Source organism: Streptomyces mesophilus (assembly GCF_040300965.1).
Lineage (GTDB): Bacteria > Actinomycetota > Actinomycetes > Streptomycetales > Streptomycetaceae > Streptomyces > Streptomyces mesophilus_A.
Map to the genome: position 1 here is coordinate 36,687 of NZ_JBEPEW010000047.1, position 15,104 is coordinate 51,790.

The window sequence follows — 15,104 nt, forward strand, 5'->3', positions numbered from 1 at the left end:
ACACCCCCAACGATCTCAGCCCGACCAAGCTCGCTTCACGCAGCTCCACGAAAGTCCCCCGCTCTCACAGTCAGGCGCCTACGATCCGTCACGCAGGCGTCGAAGGGGGACCATGGGAGCCAGCGACAACACCATGTCTGGGAAAACGTGGATCGTAGAAGCCGGCACACCGTCTGCCTCGACATGGCCCGACGCTTCGAAGCGCAGCAACGCGAGGCACTCGAGAGCGGCGACAACGAAGCCGCCGAACGGTACCGACTGTGAGGACTCGGGTTCCTCCTAGAGGCAGAGGACATCAACACGGGTAAGGCCAAGCGGATCGTCTCCGACACGGAGGCAGCACGGCTACGGGCCGCTGAGGACGAAGCCAAGCAGGCGGCCGCGGACGAGGAGCACCTCGCCGCGCTGAAGAAGAAGCTCGGCATCACACCTCGCGCGAACGGCTCCGCATACCGTCCCTTCCATGGCGGCCTTCCCACTCTCGGCAAGGACCGTTGACAGTCGGGTGGGTGCGAGGATGTACCGGGGCCCGCTCGTGAGCAGGGATAGAGCATCGAGCGCCCCAGCCAGTGAGTGTCTAACTGCGTGACAACGCCGATGAACAACGGCGGACGAGCGCGAACGTCTACGGGCCATCAGCGCAGGTGAAAGACACACCAGCCCAAGGCAGCGCCCCCACCCAAGTTGCTTCGGGACGAAGAGGTCACCAGTGCGCCCGCCGACCGTAGTCTGTCGGCGGGCGTACCACCGTCGCCAGACACCGCGCCAGGACCGTATGGGAGCAAGCATGAGGAACAGGCTTCCCGTTGAGAACGGCGGACAGCAACTCACGAGTCTGTTCGTCGAGCCATACGGCGAGGACTTCTGGATGAAGCCCGGGGAAGTGTTCACGGTCATCCCGGCTGTCGACTCGGATGTCGAGATCGAGTTCTCGGTGATCGTCAAACCCGATCACGTCACGGTGTGGATGTTCCACGACGGGGACCCCTACAACGCTGTGCTCGACTTCACGGTGGTCGGGAAAGACGGCGCCACCCTGGCGTGCGGACACCAACGCCCGTCCGACTCATCTGAAGCATCACCGGGCACTGGGACGTGACGGCAGCGCTGACGGCAACGAGTGCGGACGGCAACAGACGCGGGTGGCACTCGGAGGACTCAGCGCCCAGGGCGCGCCCCCTACCGACAGCAGTTGCCCGCATCTTCTAAGCGCTTGGCCGCAGGTTCGAGTCCTGCCGGGGGCGCCTATCCTGTCTGACCAGCGGAAACGCTGGTCATTTTCTTTGTCTCGGGTAGGGCACGGGGTGCTCGGGCCAAGCGCTTTCCCGTGCTCGGCGGCGGACGCCGGTGCGCTCTGCGGCCGGCGGAAAATGTGATGCTGCCGTTCCGCGTGGGTGCCAGGATCGCGCCATGAGCAATCCCCGCTGCGAGCTGCTGCGCTGGCAATTCGACATGACCTGGTCACTGTTCGAGTACCACCGGGAGCGGCTCGTGCCCGAGGACTTTCTGTGGCAGCCCGCCGAACTGTCGTGGACCGTACGCCCGGACGCCGCCGGCCGCTGGCGGCCGGACTGGGCCGATACGGAGCCCGACCCCGTTCCCGTTCCCACCATCGGCTGGGTGAGCTGGCATATCGGCTGGTGGTGGAGCACCGCCATCGATCACGCGCAGGGACGTACGCCTCGGGAGCGCACCGATATCGTCTGGCCCGGCGACGGAGCGGCGGCGGTCGCCTGGCTCCAGGATCTGCGTACCCAGTGGCTCGCGGTCTTGGACTCGTTCACCGACGCCGATCTGGATGCCCCCTCCACGCTGCCGTGGCAAAGCCCGCCGGACAACACCGTCGGGCACATGGCCGCCTGGCTGAACGCCGAGCTCATGAAGAACGTCGCCGAGCTGGGGCAGCTGCGGCTGATCCGGGCCGCCTCGAAGGTGTGAGCCGTCCGGACGGTCAAGTGAGCTGCACCGACCGTTCCGGCCCGGACCCAACAGCCAGCGAACCAGGACCGTTTGCTTGGATCGGACGTATGACGGACTGGTCCACGCTCCACCACGCCTACGGGACGGCTCAGGACATACCCGGGCTCCTCGCCGACATCAGTCCGGATCCGCAGGATCCCGGGTGGGAAGCGCTGTGGTCCCGTCTGTGTCATCAGGGCACTGTCTACTCGGCCAGTTATGCGGCGCTGCCCGCGCTCGCCGATACGGCCCGGCGGTGGTCGGCGGCGGAACGGAGGTCGCCGCTGTATCTGGCCGGGGCCATCGTCGCGAGTATCGACCGGCCCGACGGCGGAGATGATCCCCACCTGTCCCACCCTGCCGCGATCGCCGAGTTGCGCGAGCTGACCGAGGAGGCGCTGCGGGAACCCGGGCTGACCGAGGACGCCCTGAACTACGTCCAGTTGCTGGGGACTCTGCTCAGCCTCGAGGGCGTCCAGGTGTGGGGCGAGCAGATCGACGGGCTCAACGGTGAGGAGTACGAACTGCCCTGCCCAGCCTGCGAGACGGAGAACTTCATCGTCTTCGGCGAGCACGGGTACTTCTCGACCACGGACAGCATGTACATGCGCCACACTCCCGCCAGGCATCTTCCGCTTCGGCCGCAGGACCCTTCGGCGATGCGAGGTCTGGCCGGGAGTCTGCACACGCGCATGGCCGCGGACGGCCATCCCGATCTCGCGCAGAAACTGACCTACGTCTTCGGCAGCGCCCAGTGCGCGGACTGCGAACTGCCCTTCGGCGTCGCGGAGGCCGTGGTCGCCCGATGGGGCGCCTGACCTGTGCGCCGCGCTCGCCGACACGACGTCGGGGCCGACCTCGCGATTTCACGCCGGCCGAGCGCCACCAACGGCCCACCTTCAGCCCAGAACCCGCACGAACCCACCCCGCGCCGTGCCCGAGGACAGCAAGGTGGGCCAGTCGAGGCGGGTGGGGAGGCGGGATACCGACAGGACGACCGCTCCGCCCGCGTGTTCGGCGTCCGCGCACCAGTCGCCCATGCTGTTCACGCCGCCGGCGTCGCTCGATGACGTATCGCCGTCGGCCTCGCCGATCACCGGCGCGGCCAGCGCGGGGACGACGAGGCCGTGGTCGCCGGGGCCGTCCACAACGCACAGGGTGAGGCGAGGGGCGATGCTCCAGCCCTCGCACAGGGGCACCGCCCCGTCGGCCGAAGTGAGCAGGGGCAGGGCGTCGTGGACGGGTGCGTCGGCCAGCAGCAGCACGGGCATCGCACCTCGGACGAACAGCGTGTTCTCAGGATCCAGCAGCACGGGAACACTCTCGCAGGCCGGGGTCGGCGGGCGGGAATGGGGTCCTGAGGGGCCATGCGGCCTGCGAGCGGAAACGGGGCCCGAAGGACCATCCGGCCGGCTCGGCCAGCGCTGCCCGAGCCGGCGCGGTCAGGGCTGCCCCGAGCGGCCCGGGCGGCCCGGGCGGCCCGGCCAGGGCTATCCGCCCGATGCTGCGTCGGCGGGGAGGTGGGCCTCCAGGACGACTGCCGTGCCCGCCACCGATCGGTCCTCGTGCATCGTGATGCGTCGGCCGGTCTCCACGTGCCGCCAATGCGACGGAGTGAGTGGTACGAGGCGTACCAACGCGCGCCCTCCCGGCGGCAGTTGGGGTGCGTTCTCGATCCAGAGGGCGGCCACGCTGACGGCGGTTCCGCCTGTCGGTGAGCGTTGCCCGATGTCCCACATGGGCCGCAGGATTCCGCGGCCGGGGATGGGCGTCTTGCGGCGGGCTTCGGCGGCCGGAGTCAGCGTCAAGTCCGCCCGGATCAGGCCGTTGCGGAGCTCGGAGCACCGCCAGTGGCACCATGCCGCGCTGCGGTCGAGGTGCAACTGCTCCGCGGCTTCGGCGAGTTGATGCCAGAAGGCCAGAGGCAAGGGGCGTTCGTCCCCGAGTTCCTCCAGCAGGGTCAGTGCGATCTCCCACTCGTCGTGGGCGAGGTAGTCCCAGACGTCTCGCACCGTCACGTCATTCTCCGTGGCGGTCGCTTCCGGGACCAAGAGGCCTGCCGACTCGAGCAGTTGGGTGACGTCCGTGGTCATACGTGCATTCTCGACCGGGCTGCCGGCCCGCCGCGCCACCGGCCCGCCGCACCGCCGGCGCCCCCTCTTACCTACCGCCGCAAGTTCGCGAAGAAATTCCGGCGAACCCGGAATCAACCACCGTTCCTAACGGTTGGGAAGGACTACAAGCGCTAGAACTGGCTCCGTCCCGAGAGAGGGCAACCATGAGCAACCGGTTCGCTCAGCTGGCCTTCACCCCCGCGGTTCAGCGGCACCAACGACTGCACGGGAGTCACCGCGCCTATCGGCGTATGGCCGAGGGGCCCGAGGACGTCGATCTGATCGGTCCCGACGAAGCGGCCTTCATCACGCAGCGCGACAGTTTCTACCTCGCCACCGTCGGCGAAACCGGCTGGCCCTACATCCAGCACCGCGGCGGACCGCGCGGATTCCTCCGGGTTCTGGACGAACACACCCTCGGTTTCGCGGACTTGAGAGGAAACCGTCAGTACATCACCCGCGGCAACCTCGACCACGACGGCCGCGTCTCGCTCTTCCTCATGGACTACGGCCATCAGGCCCGGCTCAAGATCCTCGGCCGCGCCCGCGTCGTCGAGGAGGAGGACGACCCCGCGACGCTCGCCGCGCTTGCGGTCGAGGGCTACTCCGGCCGGCCGGAACGAGCGGTGCTGATCGATGTCGAGGGCCTCAACTGGAACTGCTCCCAGCACATCCCCCAGCTGCTCCCCCGCGACGGCGTCGAAGAGGCGCTGGTCTCGCTCCACGACCGCATCGCCGACCTCGAGCGTGAGAACGCCGAGCTGCGCCTGCAGTTGCCCCAGACCCAGACCCAGACCCTTCACCCGTAAAGGAACAGACCCCCAGATGAGCACCAGAGCCACGGCCACCTCCCCCGCCCACCCCCAGCCCGTCCGCCACCACACCGTCCAGATCCAGGGCCACGACGTCTTCTACCGCGAGGCGGGCGATCCGGCGAAGCCGGCGCTCGTGCTGCTGCACGGGTTCCCGTCGAGTTCGGCGATGTTCCACAAGCTGCTCGCCGAGACCGGGCTGAGCGACGAGTACCACCTGATCGCACCGGACCACATCGGCTTCGGGCAGTCGGCGATGCCGTCCCACGAGGAGTTCGGCTACTCCTTCGAGCGGCTCACCGAGATCACCCTGGGGCTGCTCGACAAGCTGGGCATCGACAGGTTCGCCCTGTACATCCATGACTACGGGGCGCCGATCGGGCTGCGCATCGCCTCCCGGCAGCCGGACCGTGTCACGGCGATCGTCACCCAGAGCGGGAACGCGTATCTGGAGGGCTTCACCCCCTTCTGGGACGTGCTGTTCGCGCACGCCGAGGACCGCGCGGCGAACGAAGCGGCGGTACGGGAGCTGCTCACCGCGGATGCCACGCGCTGGCAGTACACCCACGGTGTGCCCGCCGACCGCCTCGACCGCGTGAGCCCCGACGCCTGGGTTCTCGACCAGTCGTATCTGGACCGTCCGGGGAACAAGGAGATCCAGCTCCAGCTGTTCTGGGACTACCAGTTCAACCTCGGCGGCTACCCCGCCTTCCAGGAGTACTTCCGCACCCACCGGCCGCCGGTCCTCATCGCCTGGGGCGAGCACGACGAGATCTTCGGTGCCGAGGGCGCTCGCGCCTTCCTGCGCGATCTGCCGGACGCGGAACTGCACCTGCTCGACACCGGCCACTTCGCCCTCGAGACCCACGGCGAGGAGATCGCGGAGCTGATCCGCGGATTCCTGCGCCGCACCCTCGACTGAGCACGGCCGGTTCGATGAGCAGCGGCGCCGACTACCCTGACGTGGTGCAGAAGGTCACCACGGGGCCACAGCTCGGCGAACCGTTGCCCATCGAGCTGGCCAACGCCACGTATGCCGTCCGGGGCCGGCCGCAGGACGGTCTGCGGACGGTGGAGCAGCTCGCGCTCTGGCTCGAGGGCGTGAACGAGCGGCTTCCGGTCCCGCTCTCCGAGTCCGTTCTGCGGTCGGTCGACGAGACCGATCTGGAGCAGGCGCGCGAACTCCGGGAGTCCGTACGGGCCATCGCGGCCTGTGCCGTACGAGGCGACCGGCCCCCGCAGGCCGCCCTGGACATGCTCAACGAGCGCGCCGCCGCGGCCCCGTGCTGGCGTGAGCTGCGGTGGGAGAAGTCGCCCGCGTCCACTCTCCAGCACGACGGTCCGCCCGTGACGGCGGTGCTCGCCTCGATCGCGCAGGCGGCCGTCGACCTGTTCGCCGGTCCCGCTCTCGACGACCTGCGCGCCTGCCACGGACCGGGCTGTGTCCTGTTCTTCGTCAAGGACCACCCGCGCCGCGAGTGGTGCTCGGCGGCCTGCGGCAACCGCGCACGCGCCGCCCGGCATTACGCGCGCGCACGGGAGCAGAAGGCGTGAGCACGCGTACGGAACAGAAGGCGTGAACGACCGCCCCGGACGAGGTCCGGGGCGGTCGTCCTCACGAGCCGTTCAGTGGACAGGGAGCCTCAGAACCGCAGCCCCCACGAATCGATCTTCCCGGTGTCGTAGTTCGCGTTGTCGCTGACCCGGAGCTTCCACGTGCCGTTGGCGACCTCGGAGGAGGCGTTCACGGTGTACGTGGTGTTGATGTTGTCGCTGCTGCCGCCCGTGCCGTAGCCCTTGAGGGTGTAGGCGGTGCCGTCCGGGGCGATCAGCTGGACGCGCAGGTCACCGATGTAGGTGTGCTGGATGACGACCGGGACCTGGAGCGTGGCCGGGGCGTTGCCCGTGACGCCGCTGACGGTGATCGGCGAGTCGACGGTGGCGTTGTCGGCGATCGCGTAGTCCGTGGCGTTGTCGAAGGCCTTGCCCGGCGGGTTGGTGGTGCCGCCGCCGACCTGCAGGAGGCGGTTGGGCGAGCCGGTGCCAGGGCTGGTCACGACGCCGGTACTGCTCGCGGCGACCAGCGCGTCACGCGTCTGGGCCGGAGTGGCCGACGGGTTCAGCGACTGGTGGATCGCCGCCGCGCCCGCGACGTGCGGGGAGGCCATCGACGTACCGGAGATGGAGTTGGTCGCGGTGTCCGAGGTGTTCCACGCCGAGGTGATCGAGGAGCCCGGGGCGAACAGGTCGAGGACCGAACCGTAGTTGGAGTAGCTCGCCTTGGCGTCGCTGCTCGTGGTCGCGCCGACCGTGATGGCCTCGGCGACACGGGCGGGCGAGCGGGTCGAGGCGTCCGTGGACTCGTTGCCGGCGGCGACGGCGTAGGTGATGCCCGCGGCGATCGAGTTGCGTACGGCGGTGTCGATGGCCGAGTCGGCGCCGCCGCCGAGGCTCATGTTCGCGACGGCCGGCTTGACCGCGTTCTGGGTGACCCAGTCGATGCCCGCGACGACCTGGGCGGTGGTGCCGGAACCGGAGTTGTTCAGGACCCGGACGCCGACGACCTTCGCCTTCTTGGCCACACCGTAGGAGCCGCCCGCGACCGTACCGGCGACGTGCGTGCCGTGGCCGTGGCCGTCCTGGGCGGTGTTGTCGTTGTCGATCGCGTCGTAGCCGTAGGAGGCACGGCCGCCGAAGTCGCTGTGGGTGATCCGGACACCGGTGTCGATGACGTAGACGGTGACGCCCTCACCGGCCTTGTCCGGATAGGTGTAACTCTGGTTCAGCGGCAGGGTCTTCTGGTCGATGCGGTCCAAGCCCCATGAGGGCGGGTTGGGCTGCGTCGCGGAGATCTTGAACGTGCGGTTCTGGGTGACCGATTCGACGGCCGGATCAGCGGCGAATCGTTCCGCCTCGGCCTCGGTGGCCTCGATCTGGTAGCCGTTGAGCGCCTTCTTGTACGTGCGCTCGATCTGAGCGCCGTACTCCTTGGCGAGCGCCTTGCCCTCCGCGGAGTCCGATTTCGCGGCGTCCTTGTCGAGCGTGACGATGTAGCTGTTCGGTATCGCTCCCGATGCGCCGGCGTTCTCTATCTTGCCGACGGGAGCCGCGCCTGCGTGGGGGGCGGAGACGAGGCCGAGGGCGAGGGCCGCCACGGCCGTCGCGCCGACGCTTGCCAGTGATCTGCCGGCCAGTCTTCGCCGTGCGGGACGCTTCTGTGCCATCTGAGGGATCCTCCTCGTGGATGGTGCACTGGTGGGGGGTGGTGCGGGGGGTGCGTGGAACGGCGTCCGAACGTGGTGCACACATGGGCATGCCAATCCGATGCCGGTACGTGTCCGCCGGATCGCTGAGCGAAAGGTTGACGGATCCATAGGAATCCCACAAGGGTCCTGCGCACACGTAACAGACGTGCCATACAGCCGACATGACACGCCTTCACCGGATTGCAGCGACCAGGCGTGATTAGCGTGTGCTCATGACTTCATTGCCGGATCATGTCTGCCCCAAGGACGGCACGCGGGTGCCCGGCGGCACCCTCGCCTGGTGCTGTCCCGTCTGCGAAGGCCCCCTCGACCTGGACTTCCATCCCACGCCCGGCGACCTGAAGACCCTGGGCGGCAGGGTCAACTCGCTTTGGCGGTACGGGGCTTCGCTCCCGCTCGCAAACCCCTCCGTGAGCCTCGGCGAGGGGCGTACGCCACTGGTCTCGCTGACCGGGCAGGTTTCGGCCAAACTCGACTTCCTGATGCCGACCCTGTCCTTCAAGGACCGCGGCGCGGTGATGCTCGCCGAACTCGCGTCGCGCCTCGGCCCCGAGCAGGTCATCGCGGACAGCAGCGGCAACGCGGGGCGTGCGGTGGCGGCGTACTGCGCCCGCGCCTCACTGCCGTGCACCGTGTATGTTCCGGCCGGTACCGCCGCCAAGAAGCTGACCGCGATCCGGCAGTTCGGCGCGCAGGTCGAAGAGGTGCCCGGCGACCGTGAGGCGACGGCCCGCGCGGCCCGGGCCGCGGCGGACTCCCCCGGCACCTTCTACGCCTCGCACGTGCACAATCCGTACTTCCTGCACGGCACCAAGACCTACGTCTTCGAGATCTGGGAGGACCTCGGCGGACGTCTGCCGGACGCGCTCGTGGTCCCCGTCGGCAACGGCACCCTGCTGCTCGGCGCGGCCCTCGCGCTGCGCGAACTGCACACGGCCGGCCTGATCGACCGGCTCCCCGCGCTGTACGCGGTGCAGGCCGAGGCGGTCGCCCCGCTGGCCCGCGCGTGGGCGGCGGGTTCCGCCGACCTGACCGATCCGGCGCCACTGCGGGACACCGCGGCCGCCGGCATCGCGATCCCGCACCCGCCCCGCGCCCGTCAAATCCTCGCTGCGGTACGGGAGTTCGGCGGCGGCTTCCTCACGGTCCCCGAGCCCGACCTGGGCGCGGCCCGCCGCGACCTGGCCCGGCGCGGCCTCGCGGTGGAGCCGACGGCGGTGGCGTGCTGGGCGGCGGTGCGGACTGGGGTGCTCGGGTCGCGGTCGGTGGTGCTGCCGCTGTGCGGGGCGGGGTGAGGTGAGCTAGGCGGCCGGGGAGCGGCGGGGACTCAGCGACCGAGTGCGGCACGCATCCGGTCGAGGCCTTCCGCCCGCCAGTGCTCCCGGTCGGGCATCCGGTCTTCCTCGCGCCACCTCCAGGCCGAGAACAACGCCCAGTTGAGGGCGCGGCACTGACGGACGAGTGCGGGATCGGCCCCCGTGTAATACGCGTCCACGGCTTCGGGGGCGTGGGCGAGGTCGAACTCGACCGGTCCCCGGCAGCACGTGGCGAGGTCCACGAAGAGCGGCCCCCGACTCGTGCCGAGGAGGTTGCCCGGGTGCGGCTCGCCGTGCAGCAGTTGGTCCCGCTCCGGGTCGTCGCCGATCGCGGACGCCAGTCCGCCGAGCGTGGCGCTGAGGAAATCCCGTTCGGCCGCGGGCAGTTCGGGCGAGCGGTCGACGTCGTCCACCTCTCTCAGCGCGGCGTCGACCCGCTCGGTGAAATGCGGCGCGTCCAGCTCGGTCCGGCGCAGGACGGCATGGTGCCGCATGAGCGCATCCGCGTACGCGGCCGGAGCGATCTCCGTACCGGCGGACTCGTAGTACCTCCACAGCGAGATGGCGAAGCCGTCGCACAGATGGACACCGGGATCGACCCGGGACTCGAGCTCACCCACCGGAGCCCCGGCCGCGGTGACCCGCCGGGCCACCTCCACCTCGAACTCGAACCCGCCCGCCTCCGCGGGCCCGACCCGGGCCAGCACGTCACAAGGAAGCAGGCGCAGGGCGGCTCGGTCCGAATCGTGAACGACCACGACCTCGTCGACCCGCAGCCCCAGCCCGAGTACGGTCCTGCGCACCGCGTCCACCGCGCGCCCGCGTCGCCGCGTCTCCATACCGCCCTTCCCCCCGCCCGCCGTACCGCTCCCGGCGATCACCGTGCCGTTCCCTGAGCCCACTGTGCCGTTCCCGGAGATCGTCGAGCCTAGAGGTCGCCGACGATGTTCACCGTGTTCTCTTCGGTGTCGATGAACGAGGCGTAGACCATCCCGATCTCGGGGATCTCCGTCCGCCCGACCGCCAACCGGCCGCCGGCCGCGGTGATCTTCTCGATCGTCGCGTCGATATCGTCGACCCGCACGACGAGCCGGGGCTCGCGCAGCGCCTTGTCACGCGCCGCGATCTCGCCGTTGATCGCACCTGGGCGCACCTCGTTGGCGTAGGCCTCCTCCCGGCTCCAGCCGAAGACCTCGCCGTAGAAGCGCCAGGCCCGCTGGACGTCCTCGGCGGGCAGCTGGAACCAGGTCACCCTGTTCGACGGGATCTCGTTCACGGCCTTCTCCCTCGTTGGCGGTCAACCGACCCTCGCCTACGCGGAACCCTCGATCAAGACCCCATGCCTCTTGGCCCTCCCCTCAGCCGAGGAACTCGCGCGCACCACGCAGCCTTGTCCTCAACTGCCGCTGAGTCGCCGAACTGTCGAGGCGTACATCTACGGGGCCGGGATGCGGGGCATCCGTGCGCAGACCGGTGGGGAGGCGGGTGGGGTCGAGGCCGTCGCGGCGGGCGATGAGGACGCCGAGCTCGTGGCGGCTGAGGGCGTCCGGGCCCGCGAGGTGGAACATTCCGGGTGTGTCACAGAGCGCCAGCTCCCACAACGCGGCCGCCAGATCGGTCACATGGACCGGGCAGCGGACGTCGTCGGTGAAGAGCACACCCTCACGGGAGCCGGCGGCCAAGGCGTGCACCAGGCGTTCGTGCGTGGACCGGCCACGGCCGATGATCAAAGAGGTGCGTGCCACGGCCGCGCCGGGCGCCAGGTGGCGTACGACCGTCTCCGCGGCGGCCTTTGCCGCGCCGTACGGGGTGAGCGGGTCGGGCGGGCAGCTCTCGTCATAGCGGGTACGGGCGCCGGAGAACACGGCGTCGCTCGAGACATGGACGAGGCGGCTGCCGTGCCCGGCGGCGGACAGCGCGATGTGGGCCGCGCCGTCGGCGGTGACCTCCCAATGCGCCCCGCCGCTCGACGCGTTGAGCACCACCGAGGGTGCGAGGTCGGCGATCAGCCCGGCCACGTCCGCCGCGCGCCTGACGTCGAGGTGCCACCATGCGACGCCGGGGAAAACGTCGGGGCGCCGGGTTGTGAACGTGGCGGCCGTCTCGTGCCCCGCCGCCACGGCCTGGCGGATCAGTTCCGTACCCAGGAAGCCACTGCCGCCGATGATCAGGACCCTCATACGGGAGAGAGTAGGAGCGGCGAGGTGCCGAGGTACGAGGAAGGGCGACAGTGATTCTTCCCAAGGTGCGCGACCCCCGGTTCGTGACCCTGCGACGGGGCGGGACGCTGACCGATGCGGATCACCGGTTGCTCGCGCTGTGGGCCGCGGAGTGTGCGGAGCATGTGCTCGGGTTGTTCGAGGCCGAGGTGCCCGGGGATTCGCGGCCTCGGGAGGCGATCGGGGCTGCGCGGGCGTGGGTGCGGGGTGAGCTCAGGATGATGGAGGCCAGGGCGGCCGGCGGTCATGCCATGGGCGCGGCAAGGGAGTTGCGCGGGGCGGCGCGGCACGCGGCGTACGCCGCCGGGCAGGCCGCCTGTGTCGCGCATGTCGCCGCGCATGAGCTCGGTGCGGCCGCGTATGCGATCAAGGCGGTACGGGCCGCCGAAGGGGACGCCGCGGGGCGGGCCGAGTGCCGGTGGCAGCGGGGGCGGCTGCCCGGGGTGATCCGGGAGCTCGTCCTCGACGATCAGCGGTTGCGCAACGAGATCTGCTGGTCCGTGTTCGAGGGCTAGAACCCTGGTCCGTGTTCGAGGACCAGGGCCCTGATCCGTGTTCTGGGGCCAGGGCCTGATCCCGGAACGGGTTCGGGTGCTGCCCGCGTTGAGCCGGACGATGGAATGTGCGCCGCCGGTCTCGGCGTCTGTGATCGACGGCCGGGTGCAGGGGTTATCCAGTCCTCATGTCAGTCCCGCTGTTGCACCGTCTGTGCAGCGCCTTCGTGCAGCGTGCCTGGGCTTTCGCCGAGAGGTACGGGCGGGTGTCCGCGGCACGGCCCGGGCCCTATCGGTTCGCACGGCTCGGGGAAGGGGCGTGCTTCGCGTTTCCGCCGGGGGCCGTGTTCGGTGAACGGGCCATCGCCATCGGTGCGGGGACCCTCGTCGGGGCGCAGGTCAGCATCTCGGCCGGGTTCTTCGGGCCGGGACAGCAGCCGGAGCCGGGGCTCGTGGTCCGGATCGGGGCGCGGTGCTGTGTGGGCCGGGGCAGCCACATCGTGGGGCACCGGTCCGTCACGATCGGCGATGACGTGTTCCTCGGGCCGTACGTCTACGTGACGGACCAGAACCACACGTACACCGATCCGGACACCCCCGTCGGAAGCCAGCCACCGGCCAACTCCCCCGTGGTCATCGGGGACGGCTGCTGGCTCGGCACCGGGGCGATCGTGCTGCCGGGGACCACCCTCGGCCGCAATGTGGTGGTCGCGGGCGGTGCCGTGGTGCGCGGCACGTTCCCCGACCACTGTGTGGTGGCCGGGGTGCCGGCGCGTGTCGTACGGCGGTATCTGCCCGGTGAGGGCTGGCTGAGGAATCCGTCCACCCACGCAAGGAGCGTCACATGAAGAAGCCGGCCGAGGGCGATATCCCCATCATGATCGTCGGCGACTCGATCAGTCACGGCAGCAGTGGTGACTGGACCTGGCGGTACTTCTTCTGGAAGCACCTGAAGAACCAGGGGCTGAGCATCGACCTCGTCGGCCCCAAGGACACCTTGGACAACGCCCGCACCGCGGAGGTCGGTGACGACGACGCCACGTACGCCGACCCCGACTTCGACCGCGACCACGACGCCCAGTGGGGGCGCCCGTACGTCCAGGAGAAGGACGTCATCGAGGAGAAGGTCGCCGAGTACGAGCCGGAGTACCTGCTCGTACTGCTCGGGATCAACGACCTGTTCTGGTACGGGGTGACGCCTCCTCAGTTCGCCGCGAACCTGCGGGAGTTCCTGGCGAACGCGCGCCGTCCCGCGCCCGGCCTGAAGGTCCTGATCGGGACGGTGCTCGAGACGCAGAAGGCCCTGGACGACCCGGAGTTCGCGGCTCTCGTCGCCGCGACGAACGAGGTGCTGCGGAAGGTCGCCGCCGAGGAGGGTGTCCCGGTGGCCGAGACCGCCGCGGACTTCCGCGCGCCGGAGCACACCTGGGACGGCACCCATCCCAACCCCAACGGCGAGCTCCGTATCGCGGCCGCCTTCGCCGACCGGCTCGCGGAGGCATACGGCCTGGGCGCGCCCTATCCACGCCCTCTGCCGCTGCTCGACGCGGTCGATCCGAGTGCGAAGGCTCCGGTGGACGGTCCGGCGAGCGAGGCGAGTTGAGGGTGGCTCCCCAGTACGCCCCGCGATGCACCCGAGAGGTCAGAAGTACCGCGTGAACGCGTCCGGCCCCACCGCGAACAGTCCCTTGAAGGGGCTGTCGAGCTGATAGATCAGCAGCACGGTGAACGTGATCAGCGCGGACAGGCCCATCACCATCACGACGTGGGTGAAGCTGCGCTTGACGCCGAACATGAACATGAAGGCCACGGTGAGCAGCCCACCGGTGATCAGCCCGAGCCAGATCACCGGTGACAGGCTCTGCGCCGCGTCGGCCTCGCGGCCTCTGCGCGCCTCGTCCAGGGTGCCCAGCTGGCCCAGCGTCTCGAGTCCGGCGACCTGTTGGGCAGGGGTGGCGTCGGCGGGCAGCTGCGCCGCGGCGCGTACGTGGTCCAGGAGTTGCCAGCCTGCGCCGCCGGGCAGCTCGCCCTGGGCCATCGCCGGCCATTCGGTCGCGGTGACGTGCTGGGCGTAGGCCTCGATCTGATCGCGCAGGGCCCGCGCCTGTGCGCCGGGCAGTCCGTCGGCGAGGAGATGGATCTGGTGGGCGGCGCCCGCCTCGGTGGCGGTGTGCTCCTCCGCCGTGGAGTGGCTGTCCCAGACCGAGACCAGGGCGAGTCCGAGGATGAGGGCGTAGAGGACGCCGACCATCATCGAGATGTACTCCGCCACGTCTTCGCGCGGCTCGTCGTCCGGGCCGAGCGGCCACAGGCGGTGCTTGACGAGGACGACGGCCGCGGCGAGCAGGGCGACGCCGACGACGATGGCGAGGGTTTCGGTCATCTGGGTGGTGGTCCGTCCTGTTCGGTTCAGCGCCTGCGCGCGCCGAGCACCGCGGCCGCCAGGGCCGCGGGCAGCAGTACGAGGAACAGCGCGCTGAGCAGGCCGAGTCCGGTCGGGCTGTGGTCCGGGCGGACGAACAGACCGAGCAGCGGATTGTGGGCAGGGGGCTGCGCGGTGGGCGGGTCACCCGGCGGGTTCTCGGCAGGGGGCACTGCGGGAGGTACGGCGGGCGGCACTGCGGGAGGTACGGCGGGCGGCACCGCGGGAGGTACGGCAGGCGGCACGGCAGGCGGCACCGCGGGAGGTCCGACCGCACCCGGCGGCGGGGGCACCGCGCCCAGTGCCGCCTCCACACCCGGCGGCGGCATCAGCAGCGGGAGCACCTCGGCGGGCGGCGGCGCGACGACCGGGGCCGTGACGGGGGGCCTCGGGACGGCGGGCGGCGGCGTGGCGGGGCGCGCCGGACGTGAACGCGGGGGCGGTGGCGGGATGGTGAAGCGGGCGGTGGCCCGTGCCGTGAGGTGCGCCGGGCGCGCAAGGC

18 protein-coding genes are annotated in these 15,104 nt (G+C 70.2%); 10 read left to right on the plus strand and 8 right to left on the minus strand.

Going from position 1 to position 15,104, the window contains the following annotated elements:
- Window positions 1-775: 775 nt before the first annotated feature.
- From ABT367_RS18580 to ABT367_RS18590, 3 genes are all read left to right on the plus strand, one after another.
- On the plus strand, window positions 776-1,099 hold the full coding sequence (locus ABT367_RS18580; protein WP_352254160.1) for a hypothetical protein: 324 nt from the start codon (window positions 776-778) through the stop codon (window positions 1,097-1,099).
- Between the two features lie 311 nt (window positions 1,100-1,410).
- Entirely contained in the window at window positions 1,411-1,938 is a 528-nt protein-coding gene (locus ABT367_RS18585; RefSeq protein ID WP_352254161.1) for a DinB family protein, read from the plus strand.
- 89 nt (window positions 1,939-2,027) lie between these two features.
- Window positions 2,028-2,777, plus strand: a complete 750-nt coding sequence (locus ABT367_RS18590) for a hypothetical protein (protein WP_352254162.1) — start codon at window positions 2,028-2,030, stop codon at window positions 2,775-2,777.
- A gap of 81 nt (window positions 2,778-2,858) precedes the next feature.
- Here ABT367_RS18590 and ABT367_RS18595 read toward each other — a convergent pair whose 3' ends face one another.
- Together ABT367_RS18595 and ABT367_RS18600 are read right to left on the minus strand one after the other, a co-directional pair.
- Window positions 2,859-3,272 carry a hypothetical protein gene (locus tag ABT367_RS18595; protein WP_352254163.1) on the minus strand — a complete coding sequence of 138 codons (414 nt, stop codon included), beginning with the start codon at window positions 3,270-3,272 and terminating at the stop codon, window positions 2,859-2,861.
- A gap of 177 nt (window positions 3,273-3,449) precedes the next feature.
- On the minus strand, window positions 3,450-4,052 hold the full coding sequence (locus ABT367_RS18600) for a hypothetical protein (RefSeq protein ID WP_352254164.1): 603 nt from the start codon (window positions 4,050-4,052) through the stop codon (window positions 3,450-3,452).
- A 185-nt stretch (window positions 4,053-4,237) separates the two neighbouring features.
- Here ABT367_RS18600 and ABT367_RS18605 point away from each other — a divergent pair, with 185 nt between their 5' ends.
- From ABT367_RS18605 to ABT367_RS18615, 3 genes are read left to right on the plus strand one after another with little or no spacing between them, the layout of a single operon-like run.
- Window positions 4,238-4,882: a pyridoxamine 5'-phosphate oxidase family protein gene (locus ABT367_RS18605; RefSeq protein ID WP_352254165.1), complete on the plus strand. Its 645-nt coding sequence runs from the start codon at window positions 4,238-4,240 to the stop codon at window positions 4,880-4,882.
- A gap of 16 nt (window positions 4,883-4,898) precedes the next feature.
- Window positions 4,899-5,807: an alpha/beta fold hydrolase gene (locus ABT367_RS18610; protein ID WP_352254166.1), complete on the plus strand. Its 909-nt coding sequence runs from the start codon at window positions 4,899-4,901 to the stop codon at window positions 5,805-5,807.
- A 14-nt stretch (window positions 5,808-5,821) separates the two neighbouring features.
- Window positions 5,822-6,439, plus strand: a complete 618-nt coding sequence (locus ABT367_RS18615; RefSeq protein ID WP_352254167.1) for a CGNR zinc finger domain-containing protein — start codon at window positions 5,822-5,824, stop codon at window positions 6,437-6,439.
- An 89-nt stretch (window positions 6,440-6,528) separates the two neighbouring features.
- Here the strand turns inward: ABT367_RS18615 and ABT367_RS18620 are convergent, their stop codons facing one another.
- Window positions 6,529-8,109 (minus strand): S8 family peptidase, encoded by a 1,581-nt coding sequence (locus tag ABT367_RS18620; RefSeq protein ID WP_352254168.1) that lies wholly within the window; start codon window positions 8,107-8,109, stop codon window positions 6,529-6,531.
- 254 nt (window positions 8,110-8,363) lie between these two features.
- Between ABT367_RS18620 and ABT367_RS18625 the strand changes: the two genes are divergently transcribed.
- The gene (locus ABT367_RS18625) at window positions 8,364-9,446 is read left to right on the plus strand and encodes a pyridoxal-phosphate dependent enzyme (protein ID WP_352254169.1); all 1,083 of its coding nucleotides are present in this window, start codon (window positions 8,364-8,366) and stop codon (window positions 9,444-9,446) included.
- Window positions 9,447-9,478: 32 nt separating this feature from the next.
- Here the strand turns inward: ABT367_RS18625 and ABT367_RS18630 are convergent, their stop codons facing one another.
- The 3 genes from ABT367_RS18630 to ABT367_RS18640 all read right to left on the minus strand — a co-directional run bounded on the left by ABT367_RS18630 (window position 9,479) and on the right by ABT367_RS18640 (window position 11,647).
- On the minus strand, window positions 9,479-10,306 hold the full coding sequence (locus tag ABT367_RS18630; protein WP_352254170.1) for a phosphotransferase: 828 nt from the start codon (window positions 10,304-10,306) through the stop codon (window positions 9,479-9,481).
- Window positions 10,307-10,395: 89 nt separating this feature from the next.
- The gene (locus ABT367_RS18635; protein WP_352254171.1) at window positions 10,396-10,743 is read right to left on the minus strand and encodes a VOC family protein; all 348 of its coding nucleotides are present in this window, start codon (window positions 10,741-10,743) and stop codon (window positions 10,396-10,398) included.
- Between the two features lie 82 nt (window positions 10,744-10,825).
- Complete coding sequence (locus ABT367_RS18640) at window positions 10,826-11,647, minus strand: SDR family oxidoreductase (RefSeq protein ID WP_352254172.1); 822 nt, start codon at window positions 11,645-11,647, stop codon at window positions 10,826-10,828.
- A 50-nt stretch (window positions 11,648-11,697) separates the two neighbouring features.
- On the opposite strand from ABT367_RS18640, the gene ABT367_RS18645 reads away from it, so the two are divergent.
- The 3 genes from ABT367_RS18645 to ABT367_RS18655 all read left to right on the plus strand — a co-directional run bounded on the left by ABT367_RS18645 (window position 11,698) and on the right by ABT367_RS18655 (window position 13,783).
- Window positions 11,698-12,201, plus strand: coding sequence for a putative immunity protein (locus ABT367_RS18645; RefSeq protein ID WP_352254173.1), 504 nt, complete (start codon window positions 11,698-11,700; stop codon window positions 12,199-12,201).
- Between the two features lie 167 nt (window positions 12,202-12,368).
- Window positions 12,369-13,028 (plus strand): acyltransferase, encoded by a 660-nt coding sequence (locus tag ABT367_RS18650; protein WP_352254174.1) that lies wholly within the window; start codon window positions 12,369-12,371, stop codon window positions 13,026-13,028.
- Window positions 13,025-13,783 carry an SGNH/GDSL hydrolase family protein gene (locus ABT367_RS18655; protein ID WP_352254175.1) on the plus strand — a complete coding sequence of 253 codons (759 nt, stop codon included), beginning with the start codon at window positions 13,025-13,027 and terminating at the stop codon, window positions 13,781-13,783. The genes ABT367_RS18650 and ABT367_RS18655 overlap by 4 nt, the downstream gene beginning before the upstream one ends.
- A 39-nt stretch (window positions 13,784-13,822) precedes the next feature.
- Here the strand turns inward: ABT367_RS18655 and ABT367_RS18660 are convergent, their stop codons facing one another.
- A complete protein-coding gene (locus ABT367_RS18660) occupies window positions 13,823-14,563 on the minus strand; it encodes a hypothetical protein (RefSeq protein WP_352254176.1) in 741 nt (246 codons plus the stop codon).
- Between the two features lie 26 nt (window positions 14,564-14,589).
- The coding region (locus ABT367_RS18665; RefSeq protein ID WP_352254177.1) for a hypothetical protein at window positions 14,590-15,104 on the minus strand (515 nt) is incomplete at its 5' end.